This window comes from Pseudomonas sp. FSL W5-0203, assembly GCF_001896155.1.
Taxonomy (GTDB): domain Bacteria; phylum Pseudomonadota; class Gammaproteobacteria; order Pseudomonadales; family Pseudomonadaceae; genus Aquipseudomonas; species Aquipseudomonas paracarnis.
In genome coordinates this window covers 138194-157841 of the sequence record NZ_MPOR01000009.1, presented here as the reverse complement: position 1 = coordinate 157841, position 19648 = coordinate 138194, and the positions used below count along the sequence as shown (strand labels likewise).

Here is a 19648-nt window from a genome sequence, read left to right as displayed (position 1 = left end):
GGCGATAGTCATGGCCTCCCATGAAGTGCTTCAGGCGTTTGTCCAGGCTGCCACCCAAGGCTCGTTTTCCGCGGCGGCGCGCAAGCTGGGCAAAAGCCAGTCCACCGTGAGCGCGGCAGTGGCCAGCCTTGAGATTGACCTGAACGTGGTGCTGTTTGACCGCAGCAGCCGCAAGCCGACCCTCACACCGGCGGGGCAAGTGTTGCTGCAACGGGCTGAGCAAGTGCTGGAAGCCAGTAGCCGCCTGGAGCTGGCAGCCAGTCAGTTATCGCAAGGCCTGGAGCCGAAGTTGAGTCTCGCCATGTCCGATACTTACCAATCCGATCGATTCGAGGTCGCCCTCACGGCCTTCGAGCAACGCTACCCGGACCTTGAGCTGGAATGCCTGATCGCGGAATGCGAAGACTTGATCGCACTGGTGCAAAGTGGCCGGGCGCAGATCGCGTTTATCGAGAAACAAGAAGCCTACCCGCCGGACCTGACGTTCTCCCCCGTGGAAGAGCGCACGGAGATCGCGCTGTTTGTCTCGCCTGGACACCCATTGGCGAACCTGGACAAGGTTCACCCGCACACCTTGCAACAACACCGGGAGTTGCGTTTGGCGAGCATCATCAGCCCCAATGAAAACCGCGTCACGCAGCGAGTATGGTCGGCGCCGAGTTACCTGATGCTGATGGAAATGGCACAGCTGGGGTTTGGCTGGGCACCGATTCCACGCTGGCTGGTGGAGCGCTTTGGCGGCAACCAGTTGGTTGAACTCAAGGTGCGCAGTTGGCCGCGTTCGGTGGCGGTGGATGCGCTGTGGTCCCGGCACCAGCCGCCGGGGCCTGCGGGGAGCTGGTTGCTGAGCAAGATGCTGGAATGAACGAAGTGCGATGTAGAGGGGGCCGTTAGGGAGACGTTGGCTGTCAGGCCGTCATCGCAGGCAAGCCAGCGCCCACATTGGATCGCGGGGCGTCATAACATCGTGTTGGCTATTTGAGTTCGGCGAGGCGTCGCGTGATGAAGCGTTTTTCTGGCGCCTGTTGCGTCAGCGACAGCGCATTTTCGTACGCGCTGCGAGCTTCGTCAAACCGCCCCAACTGCCGGCAAAATTCCCCACGCGCCGAATGCGCCAAGTGATAGTCCTGCAACTCACCGCGCTGCAAAAGGTTGTCTACCAGCGCCAGCCCCGCCAAAGGCCCCTGCTCCATCGCCACCGCTACCGCACGGTTCAACTCGATCACCGGCGACGGCACAGACCTGAGCAATACATCATAGAGCCCGACAATCTGCCGCCAATCGGTTTCCCCTGCGCTGGGCGCCTCGGCGTGCACGGCGGCAATCGCAGCCTGCAAGCAATACGGCCCGAAGCGTGGCGTCATCAGCGCCTGCTCCACCAATGCGCAGCCTTCAGCGATCAAGGCCCTGTCCCAAAGCGTACGATCCTGAGCGTCCAACAGCACCAGTTCGCCGCTGGCAGAAGTGCGGGCAGGCCGACGCGACTCGTGCAGCAACATTAACGCCAGCAAGCCCATGACTTCCGGCTCGGGCAGCAACTCCAGCAGCAAACGCCCCAGGCGAATGGCCTCCAAGGTCAGGTCCTCGCGGGTGAGGTCGGCACCCGCTGAGGCCGAATAGCCCTCGTTGAACACCAGGTAAATCACCCGCAGCACACTGTCCAATCGTTCGGGCAATTCGGCGCGGGACGGCACTTGATAGGGAATTCTCGCCTCACGGATCTTGCCCTTGGCGCGCACGATGCGTTGGGCAATGGTGGTGGGCGTGGCTAGAAAAGCGTGAGCGATGGCCTCGGTGCTCAGGTCGCAGATCTCGCGCAAGGTCAGCGCAACCTGGGCATCGGCTGCCAACGCTGGGTGGCAGCAAGTGAACATCAGGCGCAGGCGGTCGTCTTCCACGTCTTCATCACTCCAAGGCGCGGCCTCCAACGCCTCGGCCTGCTCTTCCAATAACGGGGTAAAACGCGACTGCCGACGCAGGCGGTCGATGGCTTTGAAGCGACCGGTGGACACCAGCCACGCCCGTGGATTATCCGGCACGCCATCCTCGGGCCAGCGCTGCAGGGCGACGAAAAATGCTTCGTGCAGCGCCTCCTCGGCCAGGTCGAAATCCCCTAGCACACGAATCAACGTCGCGAGCACGCGGCGTGATTCGCGGCGGTAAATAGCGTCGATCTGCTGGGTCAATCGACCATGTCCTCGGTCACCAACTTCACCAGGCGGTCCAGGCTCTGGCCCCAGCCGTCATGAAAGCCCATGGCTTCGTGGGCCTGCTTGTCCTCGGCACTCCAGTGCATGGCGCGGGCGGTATAGAGGGTCTTTTCGCCGACCTCCTCAAAGGTGACTTCGGCGCTCATGAACGGCTTGCCCGAAGGCACCCAACCCGGCATGAACGCGTCGGTAAACACCAGGCGGTTGGGCGCGTCGATCTCCAGGAACACGCCTTGGGTCGGGTACTCGCTGCCATCCGGGGCGCGCATCAAGGTGCGGAACAAGCCGCCGACCCACAGGTTCATCTCGCATTCAGGGGTGGTCATGCCGTGGGGGCCCCACCATTGTTGCAGCAGGGTTGGCTCGGTCCAGGCGCGAAACACCCGGCGGCGCGGCGCATCGATCAAGCGGCTGATGGACAGTTCAAATTCTGCGGGTTGAATGTTCACGGGGCAACCTCCTCAAGTCTTTTGATTATTGTGTTGAGAGATTCAATTGGCGCACGGGGCGCACTTCCACACTGCCGACCCGGGCTGCCGGAATGCCGCCAGCCACCTGGAGCGCTTCATTGAGGTCCTTGGCGTCGATCAGGTAGAACCCGGCGAGCTGCTCCTTGGTTTCGGCAAAAGGCCCGTCGGTGATCGACAGCTTGCCGTTGCGCATGCGCACGGTGGTGGCGGTGGTCACTGACTCCAGCGGCTCGGCGGCCAGCATGCGCCCGCTGGCCTGGATGGACTCGGCGTAGGCCAGACATTCCGAGTCGTGGGGGCTGTCGGGCGAGGTGTGCAACGCCTGTTCGTCGCTGTAGATCAAGCACAGGTATTTCATGGTGTTCTCCGTTTTCGGACTACTGACTATAGTTCGCAGTGCTCAAGGTTTCAGGTCGAACAACGCCGTGCCGCTTTGCATATCAAACGGTGCCGACCAGTGCTCGTGCACCACCTTCCATTGGCCATCGATACGCTGGTAGCCGGCAGTCACGCGCATCCAGCAGGCCTTTACCTCGCCGTCCGGCCCGGCGCCGCCGCAGTGGGCCAGCCAGTGGGCGAATGCGCTGTCTGGCGCATCGACGACATGCAATTCATGAAACTCGAAGATGCCGGGGCCGGGGCAGTGCTCCATGCACGCCTCCCAATGCGCGCGGTAGGCCGCCTTGCCCTTGAATTGCAGAGCGGTTACGGCGTCGAACGAGACGATATCGTCGGCGTAAAAGCTGACAATTTTGTCGATATCGCGACTGACGACGGCGTCTTTCCATTGCTCGATCAGGCGCTTGATTGCAGTGCTCATGGCGATGACTCCTTGGGGTGGAAAATCACGGAAGACACCCTTAGTCGAATGGCCCGAAGGGAAATCGACATCCCCCTGAAAAATAATTTCCCGTAGCCCAAACCCGATAAACTGCCACTTCTCTTGCAGCCGTTCGGACAGCCCCATGCCAACCCGCCTCGTTGCCTACGAGGCGCTGAATGCTGTGCAACAACAGCAAGTCGGCGCCATCGAAGTTCACCCTGAACAACTGCCGTTTTGCGGTGATATGTATTGCGCCCTCAATACCCTGCTCGCCAACCCGAGCCCTGGGGTCAAGGGCTTTGCGCTGTTGGTCGACGACCTTCCTGTGGCGTTCTTGCTGCTCAAGCGACCACCGTGCCTGCCTCATTGGGCCGATGAACACAGCGCCACACTCCACGCGCTACAGGTAGACCGGCATCAACAGGGGCGTGGATACGGCAAGATGTGTTTGCAGGCGTTGCCCGCCGTGGCGCGCGAGGCCTGGCCGCAGATCAAGGGGTTGGAGTTGTCGGTGGATGCCCACAACCTGGCGGCAATGGGGTTGTATCTGGGGGCAGGATGGGTGGATCGCGGTGAGGCGTACAAGGGTCGCGTAGGGTATGAGCGCCGGTTGAGCTTCAGGTTTAATCCATAGCGGCAATGTCACGTAAACATGACTTTTAAGCGTGCATGTCGTGTTTACGTGACATCGGGTGCAGTGTCAGCCCCGCTCCCCGATCGGCAGCCAGATTTCCACCGTCCCCGTGCCCTTCCTGGCATCGAAGTCCGCGCTATAGCGCTCGAAATCCGCGCCCATGACTTTGTAGCCCGAGTGCGGCAGCCATTCGAACATGATGCGCTCGTAGGTTTGCTCAAGCGCCTGCACCGGCCCGTAGTGGGGGAACACGGCATAGTTGAGTGGCGGAATTTCGATCACCTCGAAATTGCTTGGCACGTCTTTCCTGGCCGGGACTTCAACACCTGCCAGGTAATCGAATTCGCCGTGATGCGGGTTATGGCACACCCCGTAGGTCACACCGCCGACGCGCTTCTTGATGTCCTTGATGCAGGTATCGAACAACTCCCACAGCCGTGGGATATCGCCCACGGTGGCCTTCGAATATCGCCCTTGTACCCCGGCGATCACCAGGGCCTTACCGGCTTCCAGGCGTGACTCCAACGGTTGTTTTGTCTGCTGATCCATACGAACAGTCTCCTTCTTATGAGGGAACAAACCCGCATCGAGTATAGGGGCATATCCGCGTTGTACTCCATGTAGAAAAATTTCCTACGCATCTGGACAACTGGCCATCATCGCCCTTATTGTCTGCCCCGCAGGCCACCGCAGTGGCCGACGTCGCTCGGACGGTTCCGGGCGCTTACGTACCTCGAGGCAACAATGGCAGACCAAGGTTCGCCGCGCCGCTTTGCGCGCATAGATCGACTCCCCCCTTACGTTTTCAATATCACTGCCGAGCTGAAGATGGCTGCGCGTCGGCGCGGCGAAGACATCATCGACTTGAGCATGGGTAACCCTGACGGCGCCACGCCTCCTCATATCGTGGAGAAAATGGTCACCGTCGCCCAGCGTGAAGACACCCACGGCTACTCCACCTCCAAAGGCATTCCGCGCCTGCGCCGGGCGATTTCGCGCTGGTACAAGGACCGTTACGCGGTGGATATCGACCCTGAGTCCGAAGCCATCGTGACCATCGGTTCCAAGGAAGGCCTGGCGCACTTGATGCTGGCCACCCTGGACCAGGGCGATACCGTGCTGGTGCCCAACCCCAGCTACCCTATTCATATCTACGGCGCAGTGATTGCAGGTGCCCAGGTACGTTCGGTGCCGCTGATACCGGGCGTGGATTTCTTCGCTGAGCTGGAGCGCGCGATTCGCGGCTCGATCCCCAAGCCGAAGATGATGATCCTCGGCTTCCCGTCCAACCCGACCGCGCAGTGTGTGGAACTGGACTTCTTCGAACGGGTGATCGCCCTGGCCAAGCAGTACGACGTGCTGGTGGTGCACGACCTGGCCTACGCCGACATCGTCTACGACGGCTGGAAAGCCCCCTCGATCATGCAAGTGCCCGGCGCCAAGGACATTGCGGTGGAGTTTTTCACCCTGTCCAAGAGCTACAACATGGCCGGCTGGCGCATCGGCTTCATGGTAGGCAACCCGGAACTGGTCAACGCCCTGGCACGCATCAAGAGCTACCACGACTACGGCACCTTCACCCCGCTGCAAGTGGCGGCGATTGCAGCGCTGGAAGGCGACCAACAGTGCGTGAAGGACATCGCTGAACAGTACCGCCAGCGTCGCAATGTGCTGGTCAAAGGCCTGCATGAGCTGGGCTGGATGGTGGAGAACCCGAAGGCGTCGATGTACGTCTGGGCCAAGATTCCCGAGCAGTATGCCGCCATGGGCTCGCTGGAGTTTGCCAAGAAACTGTTATTGGAAGCGAAGGTGTGTGTGTCGCCGGGGATCGGTTTTGGTGAGTATGGCGATGATCATGTGCGCTTTGCGCTGATCGAAAACCAGGATCGGATTCGCCAGGCCGTACGTGGGATTCGCGGGATGTTCAGGGCGGATGCGTTGGTCAGCAAGGCCTGACCTGATCTACCTGAAGAAACCCAATTAATGTGGGAGCTGGCTTGCCTGCGATGCAGACACCTCGGTGTTTCAGATGTACCGAGGTGATGCTATCGCAGGCAAGCCAGCTCCCACATTTTGATCGAGTTGCCGCCACTGCTTTTGTGGTGTGGCTTACACCACCAACGACAGCAACATGATGAAGATCAGCGCCACGATCGACAGAATGGTCTCCATCGCCGTCCAGGTCTTGAACGTCTCGGCCACGGTCATGTTGAAGTACTGCTTGACCAGCCAGAACCCCGCATCGTTGACGTGAGACAGGATCAACGAACCCGCGCCCGTCGCCAGTACCAGCAACTCGCGGTTAACCCCTGGGATCATGCCCACCACCGGCACCACAATGCCCGCGCCGGTAATGGTCGCAACCGTCGCCGAACCGGTGGCAATCCGAATCACCGCCGCCACCAGCCACGCCAGCAGGATCGGGTTGATCTGCGCGTTCACCGCCATATGGCCGATCACGTCGCCCACGCCGCTGGTCACCAGCATCTGCTTGAAGCCACCACCGGCACCGATGATCAGGATGATCGCGGCGGTCGGCGCAAGGCTGGCGTCGAGCAGCTTGAGGATCTGCTTGGAGTGGATGCCCTGACGATGGCCAAAGGTGTACAGCGACAACAGCAACGCCAGCAACAGTGCGGTGATCGGGTGGCCGATCATGTCCATCCAGTTACGCACCACGTTGCCTTCAGCGAACGCGATGTCGGCAAAGGTTTTGAGTAGCATCAGGAACACCGGCAGCAGCACGGTGACCAGGGTGATGCTGAAGCTTGGCAGCGACTTGTTATCGGTCTCGCGGGCCAGTTGGTCCACCAGTTCCTGGGACGGGTTGCCCGGGATGTACTTGGCGATGAACGTACCGAAAATCGGGCCGGCGATGATGGCGGTCGGCAGCGCAACGATCAGACCGTACAGGATGGTCTTGCCGATATCGGCACCGAACACGCCGATGGCCAGCAGCGGGCCCGGGTGCGGTGGCACCAGGCCGTGCACCGCCGACAAACCGGCCAGCAGCGGGATACCGATCTTGATCAACGACACGCCGGTACGCCGGGCGACAATAAACACCAGCGGGATCAGCAATACAAAGCCGATCTCGAAGAACAGCGGGATGCCCACCAGGAACGCGGCGAACATCATGGCCCACTGGACCTTCTCTTTGCCGAAGGCGCGGATCAGGGTCTGGGCGATCTGATCGGCACCGCCGGACTCGGCCATCATCTTGCCGAGCATCGTGCCCAGCGCGAGGATGATGCCGACAAAGCCGAGCACCCCGCCGAAGCCGTCCTGGAACGCCTTGATGATCTTGTCCACGGGCATACCCGAGGTGAGGCCGAGGAAACCGGCCGCGATGATCAGTGCAATGAACGGGTGCACCTTGAACTTGGTGATCAGTACGATCAACCCGATGATAGTGACTACTGCATCTAGCAGCAGGTAAGACTCGTGGGACATGCCAAACATGGGGGGTCTCTCCTGTTTGTTGTTGTTATTAAAGCGGGTGTTGAACTTCCTGCCGGGGATAGCGCTATCTTTTCCGGCAAAAAATTAATGAGTAGGTTCAAAGCCGTGCTTGCGCCACCAGGTATTGGTCTGCTCGGCCAGCTCCTCGACGCTGTCTTCACTGGCGTTCAAGGCCAGGGTCAGCGGCTCGCCCTTGGGCGATTCAAGGGTGGCGAACTGGCTATCGATCAGGCTTGCCGGCATGAAATGGCCGGGGCGGTGAGACACGCGGTCGGCGGCGACTTCGCGGGTCAGTTCCAGGAAGACAAAACCCAGGCCCGGCGCGGCTTCGCGCAAGTGGTCACGGTATTTTTTCTTCAGGGCCGAACAGGTCAGTACAGGATGCTCGCCCGCTTTCAACGCGCGGCGCAGTTCATCGCACAGGATGTCGAGCCAGCCGGCGCGGTCGTCGTCGTTGAGGGGGTGGCCGGCGCTCATCTTTTCGATGTTCGCGGCGGGGTGAAAGCTGTCGCCTTCAATGGCAGTGGCGCCGTTAAGGGCGCACAGGGCTTGGCTGACGCTGGACTTGCCACAGCCGGAAACACCCATGATGACCAGGGCGGTAACAGGTTGACTCATGAAACACCTCAGGACGCAGATAGCGCTACCTTTGCATAGCGTAAGGCTAGTGCAAAAACAGGCTTTTCCCGCGCCGACTTGTCATTTTTATGGAGTGACGCGTGCATCCGTTCCAACAGATTGACTTCAAGAGCTGGACAGGATCAGGCAACCCTTTATCCAAGAATTTGCAGCCCTTTGGAGACAGCGCTACCTTAGTGCCTCGATTTTTGTTTGGCAAGCTGCCTGATGACCTCTAAGAACGATAAAAATACCCGCACGACGGGTCGCCCCACCTTGAACGAAGTCGCCCGCCTGGCTGGCGTCAGTCCGATTACCGCCTCCCGTGCTTTGCGCGGTATCAGCACGGTCGCCACGGAGCTGGTAGAAAAGGTGCAACAGGCCGCCGCCGAACTGAGCTACGTGGTCAACCCCGCCGCCCGCGCCCTGGCCTCGGCGCAGAGCCATTCGGTGGTGGTGCTGGTGCCGTCACTGTCCAACCTGCTGTTTATCGAAACCCTGGAAGCTATTCATCAGGTACTGCGGCCCAAGGGCTTTGAAGTACTGATCGGCAACTCCCATTATTCGCGCGATGAAGAAGAAGACCTGCTGCGCAACTACATGGCCTATCAGCCGCGGGGATTGCTGCTGACCGGGTTTGACCGCACCGAAAGCGCGCGACGAATGGTCGAGGCCAGCAATGTGCCCTGTGTGTACATGATGGATCTGGACCCTAATGCCGGGGTGAACTGCGTGGGCTTCTCGCAACTGGCCGCTGGCGAGACCGCGGCGGCGCACTTGCTGTCCCGGGGGCGCAAGCGCCTGGCCTATATCGGCGCGCAGTTGGATCAGCGCACGTTGTTGCGCGGCGAAGGTTTCCGCCGCGCCTTGCAGCAGGCGGGCATGTACGACCCGGCGCTGGAGCTTTTGACACCACGCCCCTCCTCCGTGGGCCTGGGCGGCGAACTGTTCCTGCAATTGCTGGCAGCGCATCCGGATGTGGATGCGATCTTCTTCGGCAACGACGACCTGGCCCAGGGCGCCCTGCTCGAAGCCCTGCGCCATGGCATCAAGGTGCCTGAACGTGTGGCGGTGCTGGGCTTCAACGACCTGCCCGCTTCCTCATTCATGGTGCCGCGCCTGAGTAGCATCAGCACGCCACGGGAAGCCATCGGGCGTCGGGCGGCGGAGCATTTGCTGACGATCATGGCGGGCAACAAGGTGGCCAAGCCAGTGGTGGATATGGGGTTTGAGTTGCAGGTGCGCGAGAGCACCTGAACGTCGAGCTGAACGCACACAATGTGGGAGCAGGCAAGCCAGCTCCCACCTTTTTCTACCGTGCCCACTTGATAGGTAGGACAGCCGTAGGAAGCGGCTTACATTGCAGTAAGCGCCTTGCTCCGCTGCCTACGCTTACGTCAGAATCCGCCGGCTTGTGCGCCTCGGTGACGGTCTCTAAGGTTTGCCGGTCGCTGAATTTCTCGGTGATCGGGTTTAGTAGCCCGAGTTTGGTCACTCTAAGTGCATAAGCCTGCCCGCGTTAATGGCGGCTGTGCGTAGGGCACTTTCGGGTGCGCCGGCTTTGAGTGTCCACCGGTCTACTAACCTGCGTACAGCTGCCACCCTCGTTTAGTAGCGATACGGCGGCAGCCCATTCCAGGATGCTCTGATGATCAAAAAAATCGATCCGCCGCTAACCACCCTCTTCAAGCTCATCCCCGATGTTTCCACTGAAACCCTGCTGGCCAACAGCTACGAAACCGTCTGCTCCGTCAGCACCTTACTGCTCGACCTGTCCGATGACCTCACCGGCAAACACCGTGATGTGGCCCTGGCCATTCATCAATTGAGCGAGCTGAGCGTATTGCTGGTGGGCAAGGCCATGGACCAGCACACACCACGCTGCTGAGGCAATCCACGATCCCTGTGGGAGCTGGCTTGCCTGCGATAGCGGCGCATCAGGCAGTACCTTCATTGACTGACACAGCGCTATCGCAGGCAAGCCAGCTCCCACATTTTCGACCGTGCCCGCTTCACACCCTCGCCGCTGTGCCCGGCGCCTGCTAGATTGGTCATTCTCCAAATGCCAGGGAAGCACCATGGGCCATTCACTGAAAATTTTGGGTCGCACCTCCTCCATCAACGTGCGTAAAGTACTCTGGACCTGCCAGGAACTGGGCATCGACTACGTGCGTGAGGACTGGGGCATCGGCTTCAAGCCCACCCAGTCCCCCGAGTTCCTCGCCTTGAACCCCAACGCGCAGGTGCCGGTGCTGATCGACGACCATGGCGTGCTGTGGGAGTCCAATACCATCTGTCGCTACCTTGTCGGCCTTTATCAGCGCCATGACTTGCTACCCGTTGAGCCTGCCTTGCGTGCACGGGTTGAACAGTGGATGGACTGGCAGGCCACCGAACTCAATCCTTCATGGGGCTATGTGTTCCACGCACTGGTGCGTAAGAACCCGGACTATCAGGACCCGCAACGCATCCAGGCGGGCGTGCAGGCCTGGAATGACAAGATGGCCTTGCTGGAACAACAGTTGACCCAGACCGGCGCCTACGTCGCGGGCGAAGAGTTCACCCTCGCTGACATCTTGATAGGCCTTTCGGTGCATCGGTGGCAGATGACACCCATTGAGCGGCCACCCTACCCCGCCATCGCGGCGTATTACCAACGCCTCAGCCAGCATGCCGGCTTCAAGACCTTCGCCCTCGACGGCCATGACTGAGCGAGCTATTAGGCCTCAGGCCGATGGTCATCACCATTGGTCTGAAAACCACTACCACCTGTCATATTTGACAGTAGACCTGTTTTTCATCTTCACCTATTCATAAGCCAGAGCAAGGCAACGCCTCGCTCATCCCTGGATATGGAGAAGCGGCCATGAGCAAGAAGATCGGTGAGAACGACAAAATTTTCGGCGTAATCGATGGGTGGAACTTCCCATTTGAAACGTCTTACGTCGCCCATTTGAACGGAGAGTCAAATTTCAATTCGACCGTTGGAATCATGTCCGGATCTGGCTTGATAAAAATGAGCATCGACCAAAATATCAAGGAAGGTGAGACCTACGACATCGGTGCAACTGAAAGTGATAAAAAAGTACGACTTGAGTTTGACGACACGCGACAAGGTCAGCCAGGCAATTATATGGCAACCAGTGGCAAATTCGCCGTATTGCAACTGCAAGGCAATACTCTGTTAGCGTCCCTCGAATTTGAAGCGCAAAACGCGCAAGACCCTCAAAAGAAGATGAGCTTCACCCAAGGCGCTTATAAGGTTGAGGACTTCAAGCACGTCTAGAACATCCACGCAGCGGGAGGGCCCCACTCCCGCCAGAAGCTGCCTGCCGATAGCAACCTTCGGCAGGACAGCTTTCAGGCCCTCGAACCATAAACGTCCGAAACAGCGGCACCACGCGCAATTAATCGGCGAATGTACGGCCCATTTCCGGCAACTTAACAAGCACCCATTTCCGTTAGGAAGCTAAGATTCCAGGTGACTGCCTATGGAATTTGCTCATGCCCACACTCCCCGCCTCCACCACAGACACCCTCGCCTCTCTGCGCGCCGCCCACATCAGCGCCCGCATCGACCGCCTGCCCGCCGTCGCCACTATTTGGCGCCTGGTGGCGTTGCTCTCCATCGGCGGCTTTTTCGAGCTGTATGACTTGTTCCAAACCGCCTATATCAGCCCTGGCCTGATCAGCGACGGAATTTTTCATACCGGCAGCGAAGGTGTTTTCGGCTTCTCGGACCAGGCCGCTTTCGCCTCGGCCACATTCCTGGGCCTGTTCCTCGGCGCCAGCCTGCTCAGCCCCATCGCCGACCGCTTCGGGCGACGCGCGATCTTCACCTTTGCGCTGGTCTGGTACACGGTGGCAACGGTGCTGATGGGCATTCAGACCTCGGCCGTGGGCATTATCTGCATGCGCTTTCTGGTGGGCATTGGCCTTGGCATCGAACTGGTGACCATCGATGCCTATCTCTCGGAACTGGTACCTAAGCGCATGCGCAGTTCGGCGTTTGCCTTTGCATTTTTTATCCAGTTTCTGTCGGTACCGGCTGTGGCCTTGATGTCGTGGTGGCTGGTGCCACAGGCGCCGTTCGGTATCGCGGGCTGGCGCTGGGTGGTGCTCTCAAGTGCAGTGTTTGCGCTGTTTATCTGGCAACTGCGCAAGCGCCTGCCGGAGTCACCGCGCTGGCTTGCACAAAAGGGACGCTTCGAAGAGGCCGACACGATCCTGAACAACCTGGAGGCACGCTGCCAAAAGGATCATGGCAAGCCGCTGGACGAACCGGACCCCGAAGCCATCAGCGTGCAGGGCAATGGCCGTTTCGCCGATATCTGGCAGCCGCCCTACCGGCGACGCGCCTTGATGCTGATCGTGTTCCATGTATTCCAAGCCATCGGCTTCTTCGGCTTTGGCAACTGGCTGCCGGCCTTGCTCTCGGGCCAGGGTGTCAGCGTGACCCACAGCCTGCTCTACGCCTTTATCATCACCCTCGCCTACCCGCTCGGCCCGCTGCTGTTCGTCAAGGTGGCCAACCGCTTTGAGAACAAATGGCAAATTGTCGGCTCGGCCATGGGTGCAGTGATCTTCGGCAGCCTGTTTGCCCTGCAAACCACAGCGTTAGGGCTGATTTTCTGCGGGGTGATGATCACCTTCTGCAATGCCTGGCTGAGCTTCAGTTATCACTCCTATCAGAGCGAATTGTTCCCCACCAATATCCGTGCGCGAGCGGTCGGGTTCTGTTATTCGTTCAGCCGTTTGTCCACGGTGTTCAGTAGCCTGTTGATCGGCTTTATCCTAGAGCACCTTGGCACGCCGGGGGTGTTGGCGTTTATTGCCAGCAGCATGTTGATCGTGATGATTACCATCAGTTGGTTCGGGCCGCGTACGCGTAATCTGGCATTGGAAAATATCGCCCATTGACCACCGTCGGCGCTCGATACCGTCCGTCAGCGGAGTGACTCTACTGTCAACTTTGACAGTAGATCGCAACGCCTCAGGCGGTTCTACTGATAATCAGGCGTTCCCGTGGTGGGCCGCCATTGGAAGGTAACCCGGATTGAACATGGAACAGAGCGAACACGCCTCGGCAGGATGGCTTAAATCCACAGGCTTCGAAGGTGAAATAGATACCAGCAACGTCGTATATCGCGAATCCAGTCCCGGACGCTGGATCACTCTGGATGGACGCCAGCCCAGCCAGGGTGGCGACTTTATAGGCATTCAAATCGACTTTCCCAAGGATCAGCCCCCAGGTCCGATCACCGTGCCTCAACCTTGGCCAAAAGACGTTAACGTCAGCTATTTCCGACAAACAGTCTTCGGCCATCGCACCTCCTACCGTGCAAAAAGCGGCACGCTTGACTTGCGCACCTATGACGGGAATACAGGCTCTGCAGCCGGCACTTTCGAAATCACTGCTGAGGTCGAAGGCACGGACCGTTCGTTCAAAGGCTCGTTTGATATTCGCACCGTAAAAAACAGCTAGCCAGCGGCAACGATTGGTCTCTATACGGTCATCGCTTGCCGCCTGAAGCGCCCGCCTACCCGCCGCTACATTGACGAGGCCTTTGCCAAGGAAGTATCCGAACGCCTCCAGCAGCAGCAACAGCAGCAGGTAGCGGCGAAGACGGCTGACCCACAGGCGCAGGCCGTGAAAGAAACCCTGGCTGCGATCTAGTCGCGCAGGGAATCCAAATGTGGGAGGGGGCAAGCCCCCTCCCACATTTGAATATTCTTTCGCAGGGTATCAGCGCAGGTTTCAATTACTGCAGTTGCAGCGTGGAATTGAACTGACTGATCGCATCCACCACATGCCGCGAGCCTTCCTGGATCTCCAGGATCACCTGCCCCGCTTCATTCGCCAGTTCCACCCCGAGCCCCGTGCGGCTCAGGCTCGACTGCATGCTCGACACCGCGCACAGCGACAGGTCGTGATTCTTGCGCACCACATCCACGATCTCCACCGTGGCCTGGCTGGTGCGTGCCGCGAGACTGCGCACTTCATCGGCCACCACCGCGAACCCACGTCCATGCTCACCGGCCCGCGCCGCCTCAATCGCCGCATTGAGTGCCAGCATATTGGTTTGCTCGGCGATGCTGCGGATGGTCTGCACAATGGCGCCGATGATGTCCGACTGCTTGTTCACCGCATCGATGCTCTCGGCAGCCTGGTTGAGGTCACTGGAGATCGCCTCGATGATCTCTACCGTTTGCTGCACCACCTGCGAGCCCTTGCGTGCGCAGGCGTCATTTTGCACCGAGGTGGCGTGGGCCGAATCGGCGGCAGTACGCAGGGTAGTGACCTGGCTGGTAATGTCGCTGGCGAACTTCACCACTTTGTACAGGCGCCCATTCGTGTCGAAGATCGGGTTGTAGGACGCCTCCAGAAACAAGGTCTTACCGTATTTGTTTTTACGCTCGAAGCGATGGGAGTGATATTCGCCGCGATTGAGTGAGGCCCAGAATGCCTTGTAGGCCGGCGACTCCACTTCACTGCGATGACAGAACATGCTGTGGTGCTGGCCGATGATTTCCTCCCGCGTGTACTGCACGGTACGCAGGAAATTGTCGTTGGCATTCAGGATTTGGCCCTGGGGCGTGAACTCGATTACCGCCATGGAACGGCCAATGGCGTCGATGAGGCTCTGGTTTTCGTGTTCATGGTGCACCCGTGCAGAAATATCCGACGCTACTTTGATCACACTGCGTACCTGGTTGTCGCTGTCCAGCACCGGCATGTAACTGGCTTCGAGCCACACCTCCTCGCCATGCTTGTTCAAGCGCATAAAGGTGCCACTGAGCGCCTCGCCTCGCGCCAGATCGCGCCACAACTGGTGGTAGGCATCGGTGTGGGTATACGCCTCCTCGCAAAACAGGCGGTGATGTTTGCCACGGATCTGCTCGATGCTGTAGCCCATGGTTTGGCAAAAACGCTCGTTGGCATTCAGGATCACTCCCGTGCGGTCGAACTCGATCATCGCCATGGAGCGGCTGATGGCGGCAAGCTTGGCGTTGGCTTCGGTAAGGGCACAGGAAAAACGCTGGATCTCTTGCAGGTCGGATTTGTGCTGGCGGTTGAACATGGTCAGATCACCCTGGATTCCCGGCGCCTGGAGGGCGCATTCCATTCATACGTTGGATATTTCTGGTACACCTGCATGGGGAAATAACCATTGGAAACGCTTTATCGGCCAAGCGTCGTTAACGGTTCTGGGTGAGCATAGACAGGCCTTGGCACTCTGCAAGGCCACTAATCCGCCAGCATCACTACTCAGGGATGATCAAGGGGCTTGAAGACAGCCTGCTGCACGTCGACTTTTTTCGGGATCAGGCCGTTGGCAAAAAACAGGTCGGCGGTGCGTTGCTGGTTGGCGATATCGATGGCCTCCAAGGGGCGGATCGGCTCAGGCGAGCGATGTTCGAAGTAGCTTTTGACCACCGCCGGTTGCAGGCCCAGGGTGCCGGCCATCAGCGTGATGCTCGCGGCAGGCTCATCAAGCGACAGGCGCTGCGCCTTGCCAAGCGTCTGGATAATCGTGGCGATGGCCTCTGGGTGCTGCTTGGCAAACGGGTGGTTGACCACGAAGAAATTGCCCGCAGGGTTCAACCCTTGCCCGTCCCGCAGCACACGTGCCGAGCCGTCGATCACGGCGGCCGAGTAGTACGGGTCCCACACCACCCATGCGTCCACCTTGCCTTGTTCGAACGCGGCGCGGCCGTCGGAAGGCGACAGGTACACCACATTCACATCCTTCCACTGCAACCCGGCGTGCAGCAGGCTTTTGAGGAACAGGTTGTGTGCACTGGAGCCCTTGAGCAATGCCACGCGCTTGCCCTTGAGTTCGGCCACGTTCTGCACGGTGCTTGCCTGGGGCACCAGCACTGCTTCGGCCTTGCCCTCGTTGGGCTCGACGGCAAAATACTGCAAGTCGATCCCGGCCGCCTGGGCGAAGATCGGCGGGATATCGCCAATATTGCCGATGTCCAGGCTGCCGGCGTTGAGCGCTTCGATCAGCGGCGGGCCACCGAGGAATTCGGTCCACTGCACCTGAGTGCCCGGCAGTGCGGCTTCGAAGAGCTTGTGCTCACGGGCGAGCACCATGCTGACCGAGCTTTTCTGGTAGCCGATGCGCAGCGTGGAAGGTCCGGCCGCCGAGGTGGGTTGCGCCATTACTGCCAATGCCAGCAGCGAACTGCCCAGCAGGTGTCTGATTGCTTTCATAAGTTGCCTCTTGGTGGGTTCGATCAGATTCAAAGTGAGCACAGGAAGTGTGGGAGCTGGCTTGCCTGCGATGGCGGCCTGTCATGGCCAGAGGTGTTGGCTGGCTCACCGCTATCGCAGGCAAGCCAGCTCCCACATTTGATCGGGGTGGGATTCAAGTCCGGTAACAGCGCGGGCCATGTAGTCACTGACCGAGCGCTGGGAAATCCCCAGTTCGGCGGCGATCTGGGGGTACGTCAGGCCGTTGACACGGGACAGCAGGAACGTCGCCTTGACCTTGGCCGGCAAGCGGTCGAGCGTCTGCTCGACGGCCTGCAGCGCTTCGAGCACTCGGGCCCTGCCCTCCGCGCAGGCCGCATCGTTATCCAGCGTAGCGAGGTAGGCACGCTCCAGGTCACGTCGACGCCACACCTGGTACACCAGGCGCTGGGCAATAGTGGTAAGCAATGCGCGGGGCTGTCGTATCGGCGCTACCTGAGGTGCACTCAAGAGCTGGACAAACGCGTCGACGGCGATGTCTTCGGCGTGGGCACGGGAGTTGAGGTAGCGGTGCAAACGGCTGCACAGCCAAGGGTAATGAATGCGAAACAGGGAGCCCACATAGTCGCTGTGAGCACGATCGGCGCCGGACATAGGGGCTCCTTCTGAGTAGGTTGCGCGGTATGTCCGGTGTTCCGGTGAAGCAATCCTAGCAAGGCTCCTTATGCTTTAATAATACTTAAAACGCATTCTTATATAACCTTATTGAAGTACCGAATAGCCGATGCTGGCGGCTTTGCGCTGGTAATCCAACACCACCTGATAGTCATCTTCGCTGGCAGGAAGCACAGCTCGCACACCGAGGGTTTGCGCCACCTGCGGCAGGTCCTGCAACGCCAGGTTCATCGCCTCACGAATCTGCGCCACCTGCCCATCGCTCAAGCCCAGCGCGCCTATGTAAGGCAAAGTCGGGCTCGGCGCGCTGCGGGTGATGACGCGCAGGCCCGCGACCTCTTCGGGGGCGAATCGGGCGAGGTAGTCGTGGGTGACGCTATCGATGGCGGCGAGGTCGGCGCGGCCTTCACGCAGCCAGCGCAAGCTCTCGCGGTGGGCGCCGCTGATGCCGACGCTGGCGAAGAACCGCCCGTCGCGCTGCAACGGCGCCAGACAGTGACGCAGCAGGTTCATGCCGCTGTTGGAGTCGTGGCCGTTGATCACGCCGCGGCTCTGGTAGAACTGCGTCAGGCGGGTACGCGGGTTGTCCGCGCGGGTCAACAGCAGGCTGCAATGTTCGCCGTGGCTGCTGTGGGCCAACTCGTAACGGGGGCGCCCAATGATGCGCACCTGGCCGCGCAGTTGGGTCATCAGCGGGTAGCCGCAGGTTTGGCTGACGAGCAATTGTGGCGCCAGCCACAGGCCGCGCAAGTCGAGGTGGTCGGCGTTAAGACGATGCAGCTTCAAGCGCTCAAGGATGCGCGCCAGCCAGTGTTGATTGGCCTGCTGGATGGGTTCGGGCGCAACGTACATGCGCAGGTCGGCGTAGTACTCACTCATGGTCGCCTCTCAGGCAAACGGGTGCCGGGGACTGTCGATGGCCTTGAGGCCGTGACGGCTGATCAACTGGCCGTAGCCTTGCACCAGGAAGCCACCGCTGCGCACCAGCCACTGCTCGCGCCGGGCACGGTACACCCTGGGCAGCAGGTACCACGGCAACTTTGGCAGATCGTGGTGCACCAGGTGCAGATTGTTGTTGAGAAACAGCCAGGCCCAGGGCCAGGACGCTTCGTTGAGCACTGTGCGGTGTTCCGGCCGCAGATGGGGGCGGTGCTCATAGTAGGAGCGGATCGAAGCCAGGGACAACGCTGGCACGCTGACCAGCAGCAGGTAATGCCACACCGCAAGCGCGCTGTAGGAGGCAATGAAACTCAGCATCAGCACAGTAACGGCGCCGTGAGCCAGCCACATCGGCCATACCTGGGGCAGGCGTTGAAACTCGTGACGGGCCAACCGGCCAATGGCCAACGGCGCAGCCAGCAGGAAGCGGCCAAGCACGGTCTTGGTCAGCCAATGCACGCCACGTTCGAACAGCGAGCTGTCGTCCCATTGCTGCTGATTGAGGTAGCGGCTTTCCGGGTCGATGCCCGGTAGGGTCAGGTTGTCGTCGTTGTGGTGCAACAGGTGGCTGTCGCGGTACAGCGTATAGGGATACCACACCGCGAAAGGCGCATAGCCGAGGAGTTTATTGAGCAACAACGAACGGGTCGGGTGGCCGTGGAGCAATTCGTGCTGCACCGATAGCCACAGAGTCACCAGCGGAATCAGCAGCAACATGCTCAGCCACAGGCCCAGCCACCGGCTGCCAAGGATCACCGCGAACCAGCCGGCATATACGCCGATCAACAGTAGCCAGGTCGGCCATTCGGTTCTTGCCACGAAGGTCGTCGCCAGGGCTTCGATTTCCCGGCGTTGGGTCGGATCAAGGTAATTGGCCATCGGCAGCTCAGAGCAGGTGTTTCCTGCTCTGTGCAATGAGGCGGGAAAATCTTGCAGATCGTTTAGTTCTAAGCGTGTAACTCAGTGACCGAACAGGCCTGCTTCGGATTTTTTGGTCTTCTTGTCCGCGCGTTTTTCATCGGCGGTCTTTGCCGGTTTTTTCTTGGCGGCTTTCTTTGAATCCATACCTTTGGCCATGATGCATGCTCCACTAACAGGGGATGTAGCACTGGGTATACCACCTATTGCCCGGCAGAAGGCGCTTATAATCCCCGGCCCTGGATAATGCTTGTCTGAACCCCATGCCCCCATTGCACATCGAACCGCTGGCAGAGCCTCTGTGGCCACTGCTGAACAAGTTTTATCGCAACCACAATTCGTCGATGAAGGCACTCAAGGGCGGCCGCTTGTGGGTGGCGCGCGATAGCGACATCGTGGCGGGCTTGTGCTTGAGCCCGGTGGTGGGTGGGCAGTGGCTGACGGGGGTGTTTGTGGCGCCGACTTATCGTGGCCAGGGGCTCGCGGCGCGACTGGTTGAAGAGGCCGTGGCGGGTTGTGAGGGGACGGTCTGGTTGCTGTGCCATCCGGACCTGGAAGGGTTGTATCGGGGCATGGGGTTCAGCCAGGACACGGTTTTGCCGCAATCGCTGAGTGAACGGCTGGTGCGTTACAAGCGCAATAAGCCGATGATTGCGATGGGGCTCAATGCCCCAGTCCTGAATAAACACTGATCCCACA

At 59.8% G+C, this 19648-nt stretch carries 21 protein-coding genes and 2 pseudogenes; 10 read left to right on the top strand and 13 right to left on the bottom strand.

Translation table 11 applies throughout. The annotated features are described in order from the left end of the window. Positions 1–10 precede the first annotated feature (10 nt). A complete protein-coding gene (locus BOP96_RS11130; protein WP_073452686.1) occupies positions 11–865 on the top strand; it encodes a LysR family transcriptional regulator in 855 nt (284 codons plus the stop codon). 109 nt (positions 866–974) lie between these two features. Here BOP96_RS11130 and BOP96_RS11125 read toward each other — a convergent pair whose 3' ends face one another. The 4 genes from BOP96_RS11125 to BOP96_RS11110 are packed head-to-tail and all read right to left on the bottom strand — an operon-like array spanning position 975 to position 3500. Beyond that, entirely contained in the window at positions 975–2186 is a 1212-nt protein-coding gene (locus tag BOP96_RS11125; protein WP_073452684.1) for an RNA polymerase sigma factor, read from the bottom strand. Further along, positions 2183–2659 (bottom strand): SRPBCC family protein, encoded by a 477-nt coding sequence (locus BOP96_RS11120; protein ID WP_019819312.1) that lies wholly within the window; start codon positions 2657–2659, stop codon positions 2183–2185. The genes BOP96_RS11125 and BOP96_RS11120 overlap by 4 nt, the downstream gene beginning before the upstream one ends. A gap of 25 nt (positions 2660–2684) precedes the next feature. Beyond that, the gene (locus BOP96_RS11115; protein WP_014719635.1) at positions 2685–3038 is read right to left on the bottom strand and encodes a YciI family protein; all 354 of its coding nucleotides are present in this window, start codon (positions 3036–3038) and stop codon (positions 2685–2687) included. 42 nt (positions 3039–3080) lie between these two features. Further along, the gene (locus tag BOP96_RS11110; RefSeq protein ID WP_019819316.1) at positions 3081–3500 is read right to left on the bottom strand and encodes a YybH family protein; all 420 of its coding nucleotides are present in this window, start codon (positions 3498–3500) and stop codon (positions 3081–3083) included. 145 nt (positions 3501–3645) lie between these two features. Here BOP96_RS11110 and BOP96_RS11105 point away from each other — a divergent pair, with 145 nt between their 5' ends. Then, the gene (locus BOP96_RS11105) at positions 3646–4137 is read left to right on the top strand and encodes a GNAT family N-acetyltransferase (RefSeq protein WP_014719637.1); all 492 of its coding nucleotides are present in this window, start codon (positions 3646–3648) and stop codon (positions 4135–4137) included. A gap of 66 nt (positions 4138–4203) precedes the next feature. On the opposite strand, the gene BOP96_RS11100 is transcribed toward BOP96_RS11105, so the two are convergent. Further along, a complete protein-coding gene (locus tag BOP96_RS11100; protein WP_032902784.1) occupies positions 4204–4686 on the bottom strand; it encodes a GyrI-like domain-containing protein in 483 nt (160 codons plus the stop codon). A 195-nt stretch (positions 4687–4881) separates the two neighbouring features. Here BOP96_RS11100 and alaC point away from each other — a divergent pair, with 195 nt between their 5' ends. Then, positions 4882–6093, top strand: coding sequence for an alanine transaminase (gene alaC / locus BOP96_RS11095; RefSeq protein ID WP_020303120.1), 1212 nt, complete (start codon positions 4882–4884; stop codon positions 6091–6093). A 153-nt stretch (positions 6094–6246) separates the two neighbouring features. Here alaC and BOP96_RS11090 read toward each other — a convergent pair whose 3' ends face one another. Then, positions 6247–7599, bottom strand: coding sequence for a GntP family permease (locus BOP96_RS11090; RefSeq protein WP_014719640.1), 1353 nt, complete (start codon positions 7597–7599; stop codon positions 6247–6249). A gap of 84 nt (positions 7600–7683) precedes the next feature. Next, positions 7684–8217 carry a gluconokinase gene (locus tag BOP96_RS11085; RefSeq protein WP_014719641.1) on the bottom strand — a complete coding sequence of 178 codons (534 nt, stop codon included), beginning with the start codon at positions 8215–8217 and terminating at the stop codon, positions 7684–7686. Between the two features lie 225 nt (positions 8218–8442). Between BOP96_RS11085 and BOP96_RS11080 the strand changes: the two genes are divergently transcribed. The 6 genes from BOP96_RS11080 (at position 8443) to BOP96_RS11055 (ending at position 13702) form a co-directional block, all read left to right on the top strand. Further along, positions 8443–9474 carry a LacI family DNA-binding transcriptional regulator gene (locus BOP96_RS11080; protein ID WP_161793224.1) on the top strand — a complete coding sequence of 344 codons (1032 nt, stop codon included), beginning with the start codon at positions 8443–8445 and terminating at the stop codon, positions 9472–9474. A 391-nt stretch (positions 9475–9865) separates the two neighbouring features. After that, a complete protein-coding gene (locus BOP96_RS11075; protein ID WP_073452682.1) occupies positions 9866–10105 on the top strand; it encodes a DUF6124 family protein in 240 nt (79 codons plus the stop codon). A 190-nt stretch (positions 10106–10295) separates the two neighbouring features. Next, positions 10296–10928: a glutathione S-transferase family protein gene (locus tag BOP96_RS11070; protein ID WP_060766493.1), complete on the top strand. Its 633-nt coding sequence runs from the start codon at positions 10296–10298 to the stop codon at positions 10926–10928. A gap of 155 nt (positions 10929–11083) precedes the next feature. Further along, the gene (locus tag BOP96_RS11065; protein ID WP_058409952.1) at positions 11084–11503 is read left to right on the top strand and encodes a hypothetical protein; all 420 of its coding nucleotides are present in this window, start codon (positions 11084–11086) and stop codon (positions 11501–11503) included. A 218-nt stretch (positions 11504–11721) separates the two neighbouring features. Next, on the top strand, positions 11722–13137 hold the full coding sequence (locus BOP96_RS11060) for an MFS transporter (RefSeq protein ID WP_014719646.1): 1416 nt from the start codon (positions 11722–11724) through the stop codon (positions 13135–13137). A 142-nt stretch (positions 13138–13279) separates the two neighbouring features. Then, positions 13280–13702, top strand: coding sequence for a hypothetical protein (locus BOP96_RS11055; RefSeq protein ID WP_019819324.1), 423 nt, complete (start codon positions 13280–13282; stop codon positions 13700–13702). 277 nt (positions 13703–13979) lie between these two features. On the opposite strand, the pseudogene BOP96_RS30850 reads toward BOP96_RS11055, so the two are convergent. The 6 genes and pseudogenes from BOP96_RS30850 to BOP96_RS11030 form a co-directional block, all read right to left on the bottom strand. Next, a pseudogene (locus BOP96_RS30850) lies at positions 13980–14402 on the bottom strand (methyl-accepting chemotaxis protein); the annotation flags it as partial. Between the two features lie 120 nt (positions 14403–14522). Then, positions 14523–15299 (bottom strand): annotated as a pseudogene (locus tag BOP96_RS30845) (PAS domain-containing protein); the annotation flags it as partial. Between the two features lie 188 nt (positions 15300–15487). Continuing rightward, positions 15488–16438, bottom strand: a complete 951-nt coding sequence (locus tag BOP96_RS11045; protein ID WP_073452680.1) for an aliphatic sulfonate ABC transporter substrate-binding protein — start codon at positions 16436–16438, stop codon at positions 15488–15490. Between the two features lie 111 nt (positions 16439–16549). Continuing rightward, positions 16550–17071: a sigma-70 family RNA polymerase sigma factor gene (locus tag BOP96_RS11040; protein WP_073452677.1), complete on the bottom strand. Its 522-nt coding sequence runs from the start codon at positions 17069–17071 to the stop codon at positions 16550–16552. Between the two features lie 108 nt (positions 17072–17179). After that, entirely contained in the window at positions 17180–17971 is a 792-nt protein-coding gene (locus tag BOP96_RS11035) for a phosphate/phosphite/phosphonate ABC transporter substrate-binding protein (RefSeq protein WP_073452675.1), read from the bottom strand. Positions 17972–17980: 9 nt separating this feature from the next. Beyond that, positions 17981–18910 carry a fatty acid desaturase gene (locus tag BOP96_RS11030; RefSeq protein ID WP_014719652.1) on the bottom strand — a complete coding sequence of 310 codons (930 nt, stop codon included), beginning with the start codon at positions 18908–18910 and terminating at the stop codon, positions 17981–17983. A gap of 302 nt (positions 18911–19212) precedes the next feature. On the opposite strand from BOP96_RS11030, the gene BOP96_RS11025 reads away from it, so the two are divergent. Next, entirely contained in the window at positions 19213–19641 is a 429-nt protein-coding gene (locus tag BOP96_RS11025; RefSeq protein ID WP_019819336.1) for a GNAT family N-acetyltransferase, read from the top strand. Positions 19642–19648 lie beyond the last annotated feature (7 nt).